Below are 14,399 nucleotides of genomic sequence, written 5' to 3' on the forward strand. Positions count from 1 at the left end.
GTTAAAGTTACAATTGCATAGCGATCGCGGCGTTAAGATGACAGGCGGCAAAATGTCGAGGGTCAATTGACCATGAAAAGCCCGGAACTGCGGACTTTCCACCTCGCTTAAGAAAAGATTTACGATTTCAATCACTTGGCGTTAACTGCATATTTACCCTACCCGGTAACCATAAGGACAAGTTTTTTGCGTCCACAGGTAATCGAGTATCCCATGTCTCTTGTACGTCTTGCACATGAGTTGCCCATTGAGGCTCCGCGTACCGCCTGGCTTGATTCCATCATCAAAGGTGATTGCGTCGCGGCTCTGGAACGCCTGCCGGATCATTCCGTGGACGTTATTTTTGCCGATCCTCCCTATAATCTCCAGCTTGGCGGCGATTTGCATCGCCCCGACCATTCGATGGTCAGCGCAGTTGACGATCACTGGGATCAGTTCGAGAGCTTTCAGGCCTATGATGCCTTCACGCGTGCATGGCTTATGGCCTGCCGTCGTGTCCTGAAGCCGAATGGCACCATCTGGGTCATCGGCTCCTACCACAATATCTTCCGGGTTGGCTCGCAGTTGCAGGATCTCGGCTTCTGGCTCCTGAACGATGTCATCTGGCGCAAGACGAACCCGATGCCGAATTTCCGCGGCCGTCGTTTCCAGAACGCTCATGAAACGCTAATCTGGGCTTCGCGCGATCAGAAGGGCAAAGGTTACACTTTCAATTATGAAGCGATGAAGGCCGCCAATGACGACGTACAGATGCGCTCGGACTGGCTGTTCCCGATCTGCACCGGTTCTGAACGCCTGAAAGACGAAAATGGCGACAAGGTTCATCCAACCCAGAAGCCGGAAGCATTGCTTGCCCGCATCATGATGGCATCCAGCAAGCCTGGCGACGTCATTCTTGATCCGTTCTTCGGTTCTGGAACGACGGGTGCGGTTGCCAAGCGCCTCGGACGCCACTTCGTCGGTATCGAGCGCGAACAGAGCTATATCGATGCAGCGATGGCCCGTATTGACGCTGTTGAACCGCTCGGCAAAGCCGAACTGACGGTGATGACGGGCAAACGGGCCGAACCGCGTGTCGCGTTCACTAGCGTCCTCGAAGCGGGGCTTCTTCGTCCCGGCACGGTGCTTTGTGATGAACGTCGCCGTTTTGCTGCCATTGTTCGCGCGGATGGTACGCTGGCTGCCAACGGTGAAGCGGGTTCGATCCATCGTATCGGTGCAAAGGTTCAGGGCTTTGATGCCTGCAATGGATGGACTTTCTGGCACTACGAGGAAAACGGCGCGCTGAAGCCAATTGACGCCTTGCGTAAGGTCATTCGCGACCAGATGGCAGTTGCAGGCGCTTAAAGCGCGTCCCGAAAAGTGCGAAGCGGTTTTTGGATAAGATGCGCAAACGATTAGATATCGGACGGCCTCCAGCATAGTCTGATAGTGAGGCGCTCGAAGCATCGGCTTCGGGCGCCTTCGCTATTTTAGGCACGGAGCATTTCCTGTTTTGATTGAATCGTAGGAGATGCTCTATTCGTTTGTTTTTACGCATGTCTTTACCCCGAAGCCGGTTCCCGATTTCAGGGATGCTCTAAAGCGTGTCGCCGTTAACCGGATTCATGATTCCAGTTTGGCTTGAAGTATGCTTCACTTTGCCCATGGAAGGAGATGCACCATGGGCTAGCCGCATCCGATAGAGTTGCGTGAGCGTGTTGTTGCGCTTGTGAATGAGGGGCATGGCAACCGTGAAGCCGTTCGGCATTTCCGGGGTTCGCCTCGGTTCGTCAACAACATGGTGATCCTGCATCAGTAATCCGGTTCTCTGATCGCCGCCAAGCAGGACCACCCGCCTGGTGGTGCGAATCTCTTGGCTCATGGGGATTGGGTCCGCGAGCGGATGTCTGTCAGTAGAGTAACGACTTTGGACGAACTGTGGGTTGCGTTCGCGGAGCGCGGCATTGAAGTCCAACGTGCCACGGTAGGGCGATTTCTGCACCGGCTCGGGCTGAGCAATAAAAATGCCCCAAGGCAAGCGAGCAGCGCAGGCTTGAGATCGCCAAGGCGCGTGACCTGCGGATCAACCGTCGAAAGCGGTTCTTCAACAAAGCCTTGGCGCGGCTCATCTTTATCGACGAGACCTCCACGAATACGCGCCTGACAAAACGCACCGGATGGTCGGCCAAAGGAAGTCGCTTTGCCGACTATGCTCCGTTCGGGAACTGGAAGACGCAGACCTTCATTGCCGGACTGTGCTGCCATGGCCTGACCGCGCCATGGATCGTCGACGCTCCGATGAACAGCCGCATCTTCGAAAAATGGATTGTGAGACACCGCTTGTGCCGACACTGTCGCCCGGTGACGTCGTGATCCTCGATAATGTCGGCTTCCACAAAAGCGAAAGGGCGGAACAGTTGGTCAAGGCGGAAGGCGCATGGCTTCTATTCCTGCCGTCCTATTCGCCAGACCTGAATCCCATCGAAATGGCCTTCTCAAAACTCAAGGCACTCCTGCGAAAGCGCGCCGCGCGAAGCTTCGATGCCATCTCCAATGCTCTCGGTGGCATCATCAGCCTCTTCTCCGTCACCGAATGCCTAAACTTCTTCAAGGCAGCAGGATATGAGGCTGAATAAATGCGACACGCTTTAGCCTGTTTTGCCTGTGACAGCCCTGATACAGGCAAGCACCATATCTTGCGCCCGTTTCCTGTGCTTTTATTCGCGGTCAACTTGTTATAAGGTTTTGGCGGAAACTTATAACGCTGCTAACGGTAAGATTGGCTATAAGGTTTTTGGCAGGAACTTATAACGACATAGTTCAACTCGCCGCCGGTACGACCAACTCATTCGAAAAGGCCAAGGATGAAAGAGATCGACATCAGCTATAGAACGATGTTCGCGGAGTTGGCGCAGCGGACAATGGATGCACAATTCGTAGCAGACTTTCCTTTAGAAGGATGGTTTGTGACCGTAACTGTCAAAGATCGCGATTATTGGTATTTCGATCTCCCCACCCCCGAGGGCAAAGACAAACGAAGCTACGTCGGCCCCGCGAGCGACGAAGCCATCGCTAAGCGGGTAAGAGCCCACAAAGAGATCAAGGACAACATCCGAGAGCGTAGACGCATGGTTAGCACGCTGCGACGCGCCGGCCTTCCCGGTCCTGATCCCTTCGCTGGTGACGTCACGAAAGCCTTGGCCGATGCTGGGTTGTTCCGGCTGCGCGCCATCTTGATTGGGTCGGTGGCATTCAGCACCTATGCTGGAATGCTCGGTGTCCGGCTGCCCTCTGCCGCGCTGCAGACAGGCGACGCAGACTTCGCTCAGGACTTCGCAATATCGGCTGGTGTCCAAGATAGTCTCCCGCCAATCCTCGAAATCCTCCAGTCAGTCGACCCTGAATTCCGCGCGATTCCGCACCAGGCCGATAAGGCTAAGGTGGTCGCCTTCGTGAACGCCAAGGGCTATCGGGTGGAGTTCTTGACCGGAAATCGGGGATCAGAAGAATACACTGGCAAGCCGTCGCCCATGCCCGCCCTCGGCGGCGCGTCGGCGGAGAATCTGCGGTTCCTTGATTACCTGATCTACGAGCCTATCCGCACAGTGCTACTTTTCCGCGAAGGCATAAACGTTCTCGTTCCTGCTCCCGAGAGGTATGCCGTACACAAGCTGATTGTGTCGTCGCGAAGACTCACTGACACGTTGGGGCGTTTGAAAGCTGACAAAGATCTAACGCAAGCCGCTTTGCTCTTCGAAGCCCTCGTGCAAACGCGCCACGGCATTGAACTAAGCGATGCTTGGGAGGAAGCATGGGAGCGCGGTGATGCATGGAAAGAGGGTATTGTCAGCGGCCTATCTAGACTACCCAAAAACGGAGTTGAAGCGTTAAGAGAGGCACTCGGGTCCGATTTTGTCGAAGGCTTACTAAAAAGGTGATCGACAGATTTCGCGAGAAACGAAAGACGACGACAGGCCAGTCTATGATTAGGCATAAAAGGCCGTGATCCGCTCTACCGCCGCCATAGCGAAAGGGCGTGACGTTGGTCAAGGCGGAAGGCGCATGGCTTCTATTCCTGCCGTCCTATTCGCCAGACCTGAATCCCATCGAAATGGCCTTCTCAAAACTTAAGGCACTCCTGCGAAAGCGAGCCGCACGAAGCTTCGATGCCATCTCCTATGCTCTCGGTGACATCATCAGCCTCTTCTCCGTCACCGAATGCCTAAACTTCTTCAAGGCAGCAGGATATGAGGCTGAATAAATGCGACACGCTTTAGAAGGCGAGACCCAGGGCTTTCAAATCAGCGCCCAACTTGCCCGCATCCGTAAAATGCACAGCCTGCCAGCCAGCCTGTCTGGCGCCATCCACATTGTGCATTGTGTCATCGATGAAAAGCGTTGCCGCGGGATCAAGGTCGAACGATGCAACGTGATGATCGTAGATTTCGCGGTCAGGTTTCAGCATATGAATGTCGCCCGATACGGTGACGCCCCGACTTTCGGCCAGAAAGGGAAAGCGAATCTGTGCTTCTCGGAAAGTGTCTAAAGCAAAATTCGTCAGCATGGTGACGTCATTGCCATGGCTGATCAGACCGCGCAGAATTTCGACGCTGTCCTCGTACGCATGGGGAACCATGCGGTTCCAGTTTTGCCGGAACGCACGAATATGATCGCGTTTCTCGGGATATGTATCGATCAGAAGTGATTCTGCTTCCTGCCAGCTTCTGCCGCGATCCTGTTCGATATTCCATGCGCTGGTGCAGATGTTTTCCAGAAACCACCGCCGTTCCGAAGCATCGGGAATGACATCGAGATAAGCAAGTTCAGGATCATAGTGGATCAGAACTCGGCCAATATCGAAGACGACATGCTTGACGGGACTGTTCAATGGTTTCTCCTCCCTCGTTTGAATGCTTCTGGTATGGCGGCGATGATCGCCTTTTTCATGACGGTGGGCAGCGCCTCATCGGAAAGGTCGTCTGGCTGTGACCACCATCCATCCGTAGACGCACTCTTGCTGACATTCTCGGAGCGATAGACCGACAATCTCAGTTCGAAATGTGTAAAAACATGCGTGATTGAACCGGAAGCGTTCCATTGTGCCGGGAACGGTGCTGCAGCGATTGTTGCATCTCCGTCGATACGCGCCGTCCAGTGGCTGCCCGGAACTTCGGTCATTCCGGCAAGCAGGCCTTCACCTTTCCGCTTGCGCAGGAGAATTGAACCATCCTCCGCAATGGCGATGAATGCCGCCCCGGTGCGAATTGGCTTTTCTGCTTTGGGGGCCTTTACCGGAAACTCCTCCGGATCGCGTGATTTGAGAGCCAAGCAATCATCGTTGAGCGGGCAGATCGCACAGGCTGGCCGTCGTGGCGTGCATATGGTTGCGCCCAGATCCATCATGGCCTGAGCAAAGTCTCCCGGTCTGTCGATGGGCGTCATTTGACCCATGAGTGCGCGGATTTCAGCTTTTGCAGCGGGCAGGGGCGTGTCGATTGTGTAGAGCCGCGAAATTACACGCTCCACATTGCCGTCGACCACGGCAGTCGCCTCGCCAAACGCGATTGCGGCGATTGCCGCCGAAGTGTAATCGCCGATGCCCGGCAGTTCCTTCAGTGCAATGGCATTGTCCGGAAACTTGCCGTTGTGCCGTAAGGCCACGGCGTCGGCACATTTTTTCAAGTTACGTGCACGCGAATAATAACCGAGCCCGGCCCATGCACGCAGAATATCGTCTTCACTCGCCTTTGCCATGGCCTGGACGGTGGGCCAGCGTTTTACGAATTTCATGAAGTAGGACTTGACCGCTTCCACCGTCGTCTGCTGAAGCATAATCTCGGAGAGCCAGACGCGATAGGGATCGGGCTTGACGCCGGAGGTCTGTTCGGACGGGCTCACGCGCCACGGCAGAATGCGATGGTGCCGGTCATACCAGCGCAAGAGCTTTGTGGATTGATCGGAATTGGTAGAATTCAGCATGAGAAGGACATCGGTTAACAGTTGGGCAGCATTCTGATTAATGCCTTATTTTTACAATTGATAGAAACAACGCTGTGCATAATAAATCCTAGCGCATAGAAGTCTCATTGTGGGCCTTTTGATGTGCTCGGTTGGAAAGAGAATAAGTGGACCATTCTATACCTGTCTATGTCATCAATCTTGCGCGGTCACGGGATCGCTGGGACAGGCTGAAGTCCAATGCGGATGCGCTTTCGATCGATCTGAGGCGCGTGGAAGCCGTTGAGGGAAAACTGCTGTCTCCGGAAGAACTGACGGATTTCGATGATGCAGGCTTTCGCCGTTGGCACGGTAAAACTGTACTGCCCGCGGAAATCGGTTGTTATTTCAGCCATATCCAAGTGCTGGAAATGATAGCCGCAGCACCTGAATCTTTTGCGGTCATTGTGGAAGATGACGTAGTTTTCACTCCTGCTTTTCAACCGTTCCTGACGTATTTGACAAAGGTGACGGGTTGGGATGCGGTTAAGCTCGTGAATCACAGGACGGCTGCCTTTCGCCCGTTTCAAAAAGCCGACGATCAGTTTTCCATAGGTCGCTGTCTGCATGGCCCGCTGGGCAGTTCAGCAGCATATGTCGTAACCAGGGAAGGCGCGTCGAAAATGCTGAAGGCGCTCCGGCCCATGCGACTGCCTTATGATGTTGCATTGGAACGTGGGTGGGCTGGTGCATATCAGGTTTTTACGACCGACAAGCCGGTCGTCGAGTTTTCGGATATTGCGATTTCTACGATCGCTCAGGGGCGTTCTGCCTACGCCAGGAAGCGTTTACCCGTATACAAAAGGATAACTACCCTTCTGTTTCGAGCAACTGACTATGTCCGACGAATCGCCTACGCTCTTGATAAGAAGGGCTTAAGAGAGGGCAGAGATTGAGTTATTTTAAAAAGTCTTTTCTCCTGCGGCGCCGGATAGATTCCTGGGTGCTCGGGATAGCGTCGGCCGCGATGCCCATTCGCATCGGTTTTGGACCGCTGATACTTTTCGTCTTTTCATGCATCGGCATTTATCTTGCCTGCGGACGTCACGCGACGACACGTATGTTCGCTAAAAAATTCTATCTTTTCATCGTCTTATATGCTGTATGGTCGTTGGGCTTGATCCTGTTTCGAGGCGAACCCTTCCACGATAACCGGCAGATCGGCTATACTCTGCTAATTGCCATTTTCGCTTTTGCTGGTTCGGGGATGGTGCTCGTTCGCGATCCGTTGCGAGCTTATGTTCTCGGCGCGCGGGTTGGAACGTTGCTTGCCGTGGTCATCGCGCTTTATCTCGCTGTGACCAATGGCGGCCGTATTGGTGTCGGCGGCAATCAGGCAGTCTTTGCATTCGTTGCAGCAGTGGCGGCGATCTCGGCTGCAGTCCCCCTGCGCAATGCCTCCCGATATTTGCCGAACGGCCCACATTGGCTGGTTTTGGGGTTCACTGCGGTTTTAACTTCTGAAACACGAGCAGTCATTGTGGTCTTGCCGATATTTGCGGCCATAGAAATTCTTATTTTCCTAAGGCGTTTCAGCATCCGGCAACAGGGAGCGGCTTATGCGATACTGTTCGCAGCAATAGCGGCTCTCGTCGTTGTCGGACCGGTTGGCGATATTATCTCCAAACGGTTCGCGGGTATGGTGGAATATTATCACAGCGGCAACAGTTCCAACTGGAACGATAAAGTGTCTGCCGATATCCGTGAGGTCATGTGGACGAGCGCGTCCCATGTCATCAAAACTCACCCTTTCACAGGAGTCGGCTCCTATTCGAAGATGGATTTCGTGAAGGCTGAGGCTGGTGACAAGGCTCCAATGTTGGAAGGCTTCCGTCATGTCCATAACACGATTCTTGATGAGTTGCTGAACGACGGGATTGTCGGCCTTATCTTTATGGCGTGTGCATTTATCTCGATCTTTGTCTATCTGTGGCGTACAGCCGATAGCTGGGCGATGCGACGAGCATTGATTTACTTCGCGGCAGTGTGCGGCAGCTACGGAATGCTGCACAATCCGCTTTTGCACGAGGTGACCATCGCCTCGACTATGTTCTTCCTCGCAGCACTGAATGCGGCTGCATCGCGGCGAATGATGGCCGTGCGCCGCGCAGGTCTCATCTCGTATATTTTTGGAAAGAAATCAGCCGCATGAAAGCCATTGTAACGGGCGCAGCCGGATTTATCGGGTTCCACACGGCGCAACGACTGCTGGATGAAGGCTGGCAGGTCATCGGCATAGACAATGTGAACGACTATTATCCGGTTGCCTTGAAAGAAACCCGGCTCTCCAAACTTCATATGAGGGATGGTTTCAGGTTTTCGAAGGCGGATATTTCCGATGCAGAAGCGTTCAATGCGGCGATCGGCGCTGATCGGGATGCAGATATCATCGTGCATCTGGCAGCACAGGCGGGTGTGCGATACTCCATTGAGAACCCCACCGTCTATATCTCCGCTAATGTGCAGGGACAGGTGACAGTCTTCGAAACCGCGCTGAGACTGGATAAGCGACCGCCTGTTGTCTATGCCAGCTCATCGTCGGTTTATGGCGCGAATGAAAAGGTGCCTTTCTCCGAAAGCGATCCTGTCGATCATCCCGTCTCGATCTATGCCGCGACAAAGCGTTCGGGCGAATTATTGGCCTACTCCTACCGTCACGTGCACCAGCTCCACTCTGCGGGCTTGCGCTTCTTTACCGTCTACGGTCCTTACGGGCGTCCTGACATGGCGCCATGGCTGTTCACGTCCGCGATCCTCAAGGGTGAGCCGATTCGGGTGTTCAATAATGGTGAGATGCAGCGGGACTTCACCTTCGTGGACGATATCGTCAGCGGTGTAGTCGGTGCGGTACGGCGCATACTCGACAAACCGGAAGATACCGCACCTGTTTATAATCTTGGCAACAACCGGCCCGTAATGCTGAACGATTTCATTGCTGCAATCGAGAAAGCGACGGGCAAGGAAGCGATCCGTAAGCTGGAACCTATGCCAGCTGCCGACGTGCCGCGCACCTATGCTGACATCACTCTTGCTGCTGGCGATCTTGGCTTTAGCCCGAAAACGACACTCGATCAGGGGATTCCTTTGTTTGTCGAGTGGTTTCGCGGCTATAATGGAGCGCGATGAGCGAACCAACATCCAGACGCGGCTTCAGGCCGCTGGCAGACATGGCTTCGGGTCTGGTGGACCCGATGCTGCAAAAGCGTGCCGGTATCAATCTCGCCTTGCTTCAGTCGTGGGAAGATATTGTCGGGCCTGCCATCGGTGCAACGTCACGTCCGCTGCGCATTATCTGGCCGCGCCGTCTGCATGAGGACGATCCGTTTTCACCAGCAACGCTGATTATCGCCTGCGAAGGCTTCGCTGCCTTGCAAGTCCAGCATGAAACAGGGGAAATTATCAGTCGTATTAATGGCTTTCTCGGCTTCTCCGCAGTCGGGCGCATTCGCATCGAACAGAAGCCACCAGTCATTCCAGCCAAGCGTCGGATAAAGAGGCTGGCGCCGCTTGGGCCTGCCGAAGAACGCCGCATCGACAAGGCCACGGACGGTATCGAAGATGACGCGCTTCGCGCAGCACTGGCACGTCTTGGCAAGAACATTCTCGCAGAGAAGCGGACAATCGGTCGAAAAGACGGTAAGGACAGCTGAATTCGGCCTGCTGCCATAAAATTGATGCAAGCTTTCAGCAGTTTGAACTTGGCACCCCAATTGATTGTCGCAAATATGAAGACAAAAAACGCAAGGCGCTGACTTTCATGTGAACGCTGCGGGTCTAGCGAAGTGCGATCTGCCGCTTTAGATTGTATGTCGAAGTCAACTATTGAAACAGGACTGGATGATTCGGATGCCTGCAGCGTTTAATCGCAGACACGTTATTTCTCTTGCCGGAGCAGCGGCTGCCGGGCTGGCGTTTGCCGGTGGCGCGAATGCGCAGCAGCGCGATCCTGAAGGCACCGTTGATGCGGCCAAGATTGCCGAACCCGGCAAGCTCAAGGATATGGTCTATGGCAAGGCTGACGCGCCGGTCACCATCGTTGAATATGCATCGCTGACCTGCCCACATTGCGCAGATTTTACGATCAACACATTCCCGAAAATCAAGGAAAAATATATCGATACGGGCAAAGCACGGCTCATCTTCCGTGAGTTCCCGTTCGATCCGCGCGCGACTGCCGCTTTCATGCTGGCGCGCTGCGCACCGGAAGACCGTTATTTCCCGATGGTCGACGTTTTCTTCAAGCAGCAGCAGCAGTGGGCAACCGCCGAAGACGGTGAGGCAGCTCTCCTGCAAATTGCAAAACTTGCCGGTTTTACACAGGAGTCCTTCAAGGCTTGCTTGACGAACCAGCAAGTTCTCGATGATGTGAGAGCAACGATGGAGCGTGGGTCGAAGGATTTCGGTGTGAATGCAACGCCGACTTTCTTCATTAACGGACAAAAATACGCTGGAGCGCTTTCGGTTGACGAAATGTCGGCAATCATCGACAAGCTTCTCTGATCCGTTTTTCAGATCGAAAAGCGGGCGCTTCTCTGCGCCCGCTTTTTGCGTTTTTGAGATAGGGCATTTCCAGCAAAATTGCGAAGCGGTTTTGCGTGGGATAATGCGTACAAACAATGAGCAGGAGCGGTTCCAGTACCCAGTTTTAACAGGCACCGCTCTCGCTGCAGGAGGGGCATTCTGATGCGCTTCTCCAAGCTGCGCCTTGTTGGTTTCAAATCCTTCGTCGAGCCCATGGAGTTCGTCATCGAAGGCGGGCTGACCGGCGTTGTCGGCCCAAATGGCTGCGGCAAATCCAATCTGGTCGAAGCGTTGCGCTGGGTGATGGGTGAAAACTCATACAAGAACATGCGCGCCTCCGGCATGGACGATGTGATCTTTTCCGGCTCGGCCACGCGGCCCGCGCGCAATACTGCGGAAGTCACGCTTTTTCTCGACAATTCCGACCGCACTGCGCCTGCCGCTTACAATGATGCGGACGAATTGCAGGTCTCTCGCCGTATCGAACGGGAATCCGGGTCGGTCTATCGCATCAATGGCAAGGAAGCGCGTGCCAAGGATGTGCAGCTTCTCTTTGCGGACCAGTCCACCGGCGCACGTTCGCCCTCCATGGTCGGGCAGGGGCGCATTGGCGAGCTTATTCAGGCAAAGCCGCAAGCCCGTCGTGCGCTTCTGGAAGAAGCGGCTGGCATCTCCGGCCTGCATACGCGCCGTCATGAGGCCGAGCTGCGCTTGCGTGCTGCTGAAACCAATCTCGAGCGTTTGGACGATGTGGTTGGCGAGCTTGGAAGCCAGATCGAAAGTCTGAAACGTCAGGCGCGTCAGGCAAACCGCTTCAAGGCACTTTCCGCAGATATTCGCCGGGCGGAAGCCGCACTTCTGCATTTGCGCTGGTCGCAGGCAAAGATGCAGGAAGGCGAGGCGCAAAGCGCCCTGGCGCAGGCAACCTCGGCTGTCGGTGACATGGCGCAAGCCCAGATGAACGCGGCGAAAGTACAGGCGGTCGGCGCACACAAACTGCCCGAACTGCGTGAGGCTGAAGCGAAAGCCGCGGCTGCATTGCAGCGCCTTTCCATTGCCAGAACGCAGCTTGATGAGGAAGGCGAACGTCTTCGTGCCCGTCGGGCAGAGTTGATAAAGCGTCTTGAGCAGCTTTCCGCCGACATCGCGCGCGAAGAAGAAATGATGCGTGAGAACGCCGACATTCTGGCGCGTCTCGATGACGAAGAACAGGAACTGATCGCTTCCGCTGAAGAATCCGGCGAGCGCGATCAGGAACTGCATGCACTGTTTGAGGAAGCGGAAGTTCAATTGCAGGACAGCGAGAGCGCTTTGTCCCGCGTGACGGCCGAACGTGCCGAAGCTGCCGCAGAGCGTGTGCAGATCGAACGTGTATTGAAGGAAACACGTGATCGTCGTGACCGTCTTTCTGTCCAGATGGAAGCGATCGAGCGCGACATCGCTGCTGTCGCGGAACAGATCGGTGGCCTGTTCGATCCGGCGGAAAAGCGCATCGTAGTCGATCGCTGTGCGGAAGAACTGGCATCCGCTGAGGAACTGGTCGCAAGCGCGGAAGAGCTCGTTGCAAGCGCGCGCGAAGCGGAAGCCGCCAGCCGCCAACCTTTGAGCGAGGCGCGTACCGAACTGAATCGCATCGAAACGGAAGCGCAGACGTTGGCCCGCATTCTGAATGCTGGTGAAACAGGGCAATTCCCGCCAGTGGTGGAAGAACTGCGTGTTGAGAAAGGCTATGAAGTAGCACTTGGTGCGGCACTCGGTGAAGATCTTGACGCGGCCAGCGATGAACATGCACCGGTCTACTGGGCTTACAATCCCGCAGCCAATGCCGATCCCGCTCTGCCCGACGGCGTGACACCCTTGGATCGGCTGGTAGAAGGGCCGCAGCAATTACGCCGTAGGCTGGCACAGGTCGGCGTTGTCTCGGAAAGTGAAGGCAAGCGCCTGCAGGCCATGTTGCGGCCCGGCCAGCGGCTCGTCAGCAAGACCGGAGCGCTCTGGCGCTGGGATGGCTATACGGCAAGCGCTGATGCGCCGACCCCGACAGCTCAGCGACTGGCACAAAAAAACCGGTTGGTGGAACTCGAACAGGAAGCGATTGCCGCGCGCAAACGTGCCGAGCAGGCTGAGCAGGATGTGCAGCGAACCGAAGCAGGCGTCCGCAAGGCCGTCGAACAGGAACGTGTCGCGCGCGATCAATGGCGTGCCAACCAGCGCAAGCTTGATGAAGCGCGTGAGGCTCTCGCGGCTGCGGAGCGTGCAGCAGGCCAATTGGCAACACGCCGTGCCGGTCTGGAAGACAGCAAGGCGCATCTGGAAGAAAATCTCGAAGAAGCGCAGATCCGTGTCACGGAAGCCGAAGAGCGGCTTGGCGAAATGCCGGATATCGATGCGATTGGCGAACGCCTTGCCGCATTGAGCAGCGAAGTCATGTCGGACCGCACGGCTTTGGCAGAAGCGCGCGCCGCCTATGAGGGGCTGCGGCGCGAGGCTGATGCTCGCAAACGGCGGCTGGAAATGATTGCGCTGGAGCGTCGCAACTGGAAATCCCGCGCCGAAAATGCTGACCGACATATTGCTGCTTTGAATGATCGCCGTGCGGAAACGGCGGATGAGGCCGAGGCCCTTGCGGAAGCGCCTGACGAAATCGAGAACCGCCGCCGGGCACTGTTGAACGAGCTTTCGCAGGCCGATGCCCTTCGGAAACAGGCTGGCGATATTCTGGCCGAGGCTGAGGCTGCGCAGGCGGAACTCGATAAGACGGCGACCCTTGCCATCCAGCAACTGGCTGCAAGTCGCGAACAGCGTGCGCGTGCCGAAGAACGTCTTGCAGCGGCAGAAGAACGACGCAAGGATGCTGAAGCCCGGATCGCCGAAGCACTGAACTGCCCACCGCACGAGGCTATTCGCCAGACGGGTTTAAGGCCGGATGAGGCTTTGCCCGATCCCGATCAGCTTGAACGCCAGTTGGAGCGGTTGAAGATTGAGCGGGAGCGGCTCGGTGCAGTCAATCTGCGCGCCGATGAGGAACAGGAAGAACTGTCTGGCCGCCTCGATACCATCGTCTCCGAGCGCGAAGACGTGATCGAGGCGATCAAGAAATTGCGTCAGGCGATCCAGAGCCTCAACCGCGAGGGACGCGAACGCCTGCTGGCTGCGTTCGACGTGGTGAATGTGCAGTTCCAGCGCCTGTTCACGCATCTCTTTGGCGGCGGCACGGCTGAACTGCAACTGATCGAAAGCGACGATCCGCTGGAAGCCGGTCTGGAAATCCTAGCCCGTCCGCCCGGCAAGAAGCCGCAGACCATGACGCTGCTTTCCGGCGGCGAGCAGGCGCTGACGGCCATGGCGCTCATTTTTGCAGTGTTCCTCACCAATCCGGCACCGATTTGCGTGCTGGACGAAGTGGATGCACCGCTCGACGATCATAACGTCGAGCGCTACTGCAATCTGATGGATGAAATGGCGGCTTCGACCGAAACGCGCTTCGTGGTCATCACGCATAATCCGATCACTATGGCACGCATGAACCGTCTCTTCGGCGTGACGATGGGTGAACAGGGCGTGAGTCAGCTCGTTTCTGTGGACTTGCAGACGGCTGAACGGCTGCGCGAAACGGGATGACGATCATAAATCTTCAGAGCTAACAGCAGGGGCGACAATTTCGGTCGCGTAAATCACTGGATCGTGTAACGTCCTAGCGCCACTTATATCCACCGGGATGCCTGCCATTGCTGACGAAAACGTTTATCCGTCGCGACGGCACGGGCCGGAGGCATCATCAGCTCGGCAATCTGAGCCTGAATGTTGGGAAATGGCGCGCGCGCGAGGGCGATGTCGGTGCGGCGCAGAACGGCGTCGTTGCTTGGCGTTTCTGGAACAGCGCTTCGGGGAAGGTTACA

11 protein-coding genes and 2 pseudogenes are annotated in these 14,399 nt (G+C 55.8%); 10 read left to right on the forward strand and 3 right to left on the reverse strand.

Annotated elements, in window-relative coordinates; translation table 11 throughout:
• Window positions 1–213: 213 nt before the first annotated feature.
• Window positions 214–1,347: a site-specific DNA-methyltransferase gene (locus tag HWX93_RS09510; protein WP_109986196.1), complete on the forward strand. Its 1,134-nt coding sequence runs from the start codon at window positions 214–216 to the stop codon at window positions 1,345–1,347.
• A 232-nt stretch (window positions 1,348–1,579) separates the two neighbouring features.
• On the opposite strand, the gene HWX93_RS22965 is transcribed toward HWX93_RS09510, so the two are convergent.
• Window positions 1,580–1,864: a hypothetical protein gene (locus HWX93_RS22965; RefSeq protein WP_235923387.1), complete on the reverse strand. Its 285-nt coding sequence runs from the start codon at window positions 1,862–1,864 to the stop codon at window positions 1,580–1,582.
• 278 nt (window positions 1,865–2,142) lie between these two features.
• On the opposite strand from HWX93_RS22965, the pseudogene HWX93_RS22970 reads away from it, so the two are divergent.
• From HWX93_RS22970 to HWX93_RS09525, 3 genes and pseudogenes are all read left to right on the forward strand, one after another.
• Window positions 2,143–2,618, forward strand: a pseudogene (locus tag HWX93_RS22970) (IS630 family transposase).
• A 228-nt stretch (window positions 2,619–2,846) separates the two neighbouring features.
• On the forward strand, window positions 2,847–3,920 hold the full coding sequence (locus HWX93_RS09520) for a GSU2403 family nucleotidyltransferase fold protein (RefSeq protein WP_140019997.1): 1,074 nt from the start codon (window positions 2,847–2,849) through the stop codon (window positions 3,918–3,920).
• Between the two features lie 110 nt (window positions 3,921–4,030).
• Window positions 4,031–4,243 (forward strand): annotated as a pseudogene (locus tag HWX93_RS09525) (transposase); the annotation flags it as partial.
• 12 nt (window positions 4,244–4,255) lie between these two features.
• Here HWX93_RS09525 and HWX93_RS09530 read toward each other — a convergent pair.
• Window positions 4,256–4,870, reverse strand: coding sequence for an HAD-IA family hydrolase (locus HWX93_RS09530; protein ID WP_109986198.1), 615 nt, complete (start codon window positions 4,868–4,870; stop codon window positions 4,256–4,258).
• On the reverse strand, window positions 4,867–5,961 hold the full coding sequence (mutY, locus tag HWX93_RS09535; protein ID WP_140019996.1) for an A/G-specific adenine glycosylase: 1,095 nt from the start codon (window positions 5,959–5,961) through the stop codon (window positions 4,867–4,869). Before mutY ends, HWX93_RS09530 begins: the two co-directional genes overlap by 4 nt.
• A 146-nt stretch (window positions 5,962–6,107) precedes the next feature.
• On the opposite strand from mutY, the gene HWX93_RS09540 reads away from it, so the two are divergent.
• The 6 genes from HWX93_RS09540 to smc all read left to right on the forward strand — a co-directional run bounded on the left by HWX93_RS09540 (window position 6,108) and on the right by smc (window position 14,121).
• Window positions 6,108–6,875: a glycosyltransferase family 25 protein gene (locus tag HWX93_RS09540; RefSeq protein ID WP_176037225.1), complete on the forward strand. Its 768-nt coding sequence runs from the start codon at window positions 6,108–6,110 to the stop codon at window positions 6,873–6,875.
• Between the two features lie 71 nt (window positions 6,876–6,946).
• Entirely contained in the window at window positions 6,947–8,131 is a 1,185-nt protein-coding gene (locus HWX93_RS09545) for an O-antigen ligase family protein (protein ID WP_235969089.1), read from the forward strand.
• Window positions 8,128–9,105, forward strand: coding sequence for an SDR family NAD(P)-dependent oxidoreductase (locus tag HWX93_RS09550; protein WP_176037227.1), 978 nt, complete (start codon window positions 8,128–8,130; stop codon window positions 9,103–9,105). The genes HWX93_RS09545 and HWX93_RS09550 overlap by 4 nt, the downstream gene beginning before the upstream one ends.
• Window positions 9,102–9,629 carry a DUF721 domain-containing protein gene (locus HWX93_RS09555; protein ID WP_140019992.1) on the forward strand — a complete coding sequence of 176 codons (528 nt, stop codon included), beginning with the start codon at window positions 9,102–9,104 and terminating at the stop codon, window positions 9,627–9,629. Before HWX93_RS09550 ends, HWX93_RS09555 begins: the two co-directional genes overlap by 4 nt.
• A gap of 196 nt (window positions 9,630–9,825) precedes the next feature.
• Window positions 9,826–10,479, forward strand: a complete 654-nt coding sequence (locus HWX93_RS09560) for a DsbA family protein (protein WP_040130231.1) — start codon at window positions 9,826–9,828, stop codon at window positions 10,477–10,479.
• 183 nt (window positions 10,480–10,662) lie between these two features.
• Window positions 10,663–14,121, forward strand: a complete 3,459-nt coding sequence (gene smc / locus HWX93_RS09565; RefSeq protein ID WP_140019991.1) for a chromosome segregation protein SMC — start codon at window positions 10,663–10,665, stop codon at window positions 14,119–14,121.
• Window positions 14,122–14,399 lie beyond the last annotated feature (278 nt).

Source organism: Brucella tritici (assembly GCF_902825325.1).
Taxonomy (GTDB): Bacteria; Pseudomonadota; Alphaproteobacteria; order Rhizobiales; family Rhizobiaceae; genus Brucella.

Excerpts from the sequence above, each read along its gene's own strand:
- mutY (WP_140019996.1), bottom strand. The coding sequence starts at position 5,961 with ATGCTGAATTCTACCAATTCCGATCAATCCACAAAGCTCTTGCGCTGG.
- HWX93_RS09510 (WP_109986196.1), top strand. The coding sequence starts at position 214 with ATGTCTCTTGTACGTCTTGCACATGAGTTGCCCATTGAGGCTCCGCGT.
- HWX93_RS09550 (WP_176037227.1), top strand. The coding sequence starts at position 8,128 with ATGAAAGCCATTGTAACGGGCGCAGCCGGATTTATCGGGTTCCACACG.
- HWX93_RS22965 (WP_235923387.1), bottom strand. The coding sequence starts at position 1,864 with ATGAGCCAAGAGATTCGCACCACCAGGCGGGTGGTCCTGCTTGGCGGC.
- HWX93_RS09555 (WP_140019992.1), top strand. The coding sequence starts at position 9,102 with ATGAGCGAACCAACATCCAGACGCGGCTTCAGGCCGCTGGCAGACATG.
- HWX93_RS09560 (WP_040130231.1), top strand. The coding sequence starts at position 9,826 with ATGCCTGCAGCGTTTAATCGCAGACACGTTATTTCTCTTGCCGGAGCA.
- HWX93_RS09545 (WP_235969089.1), top strand. The coding sequence starts at position 6,947 with ATGCCCATTCGCATCGGTTTTGGACCGCTGATACTTTTCGTCTTTTCA.
- HWX93_RS09520 (WP_140019997.1), top strand. The coding sequence starts at position 2,847 with ATGAAAGAGATCGACATCAGCTATAGAACGATGTTCGCGGAGTTGGCG.
- smc (WP_140019991.1), top strand. The coding sequence starts at position 10,663 with ATGCGCTTCTCCAAGCTGCGCCTTGTTGGTTTCAAATCCTTCGTCGAG.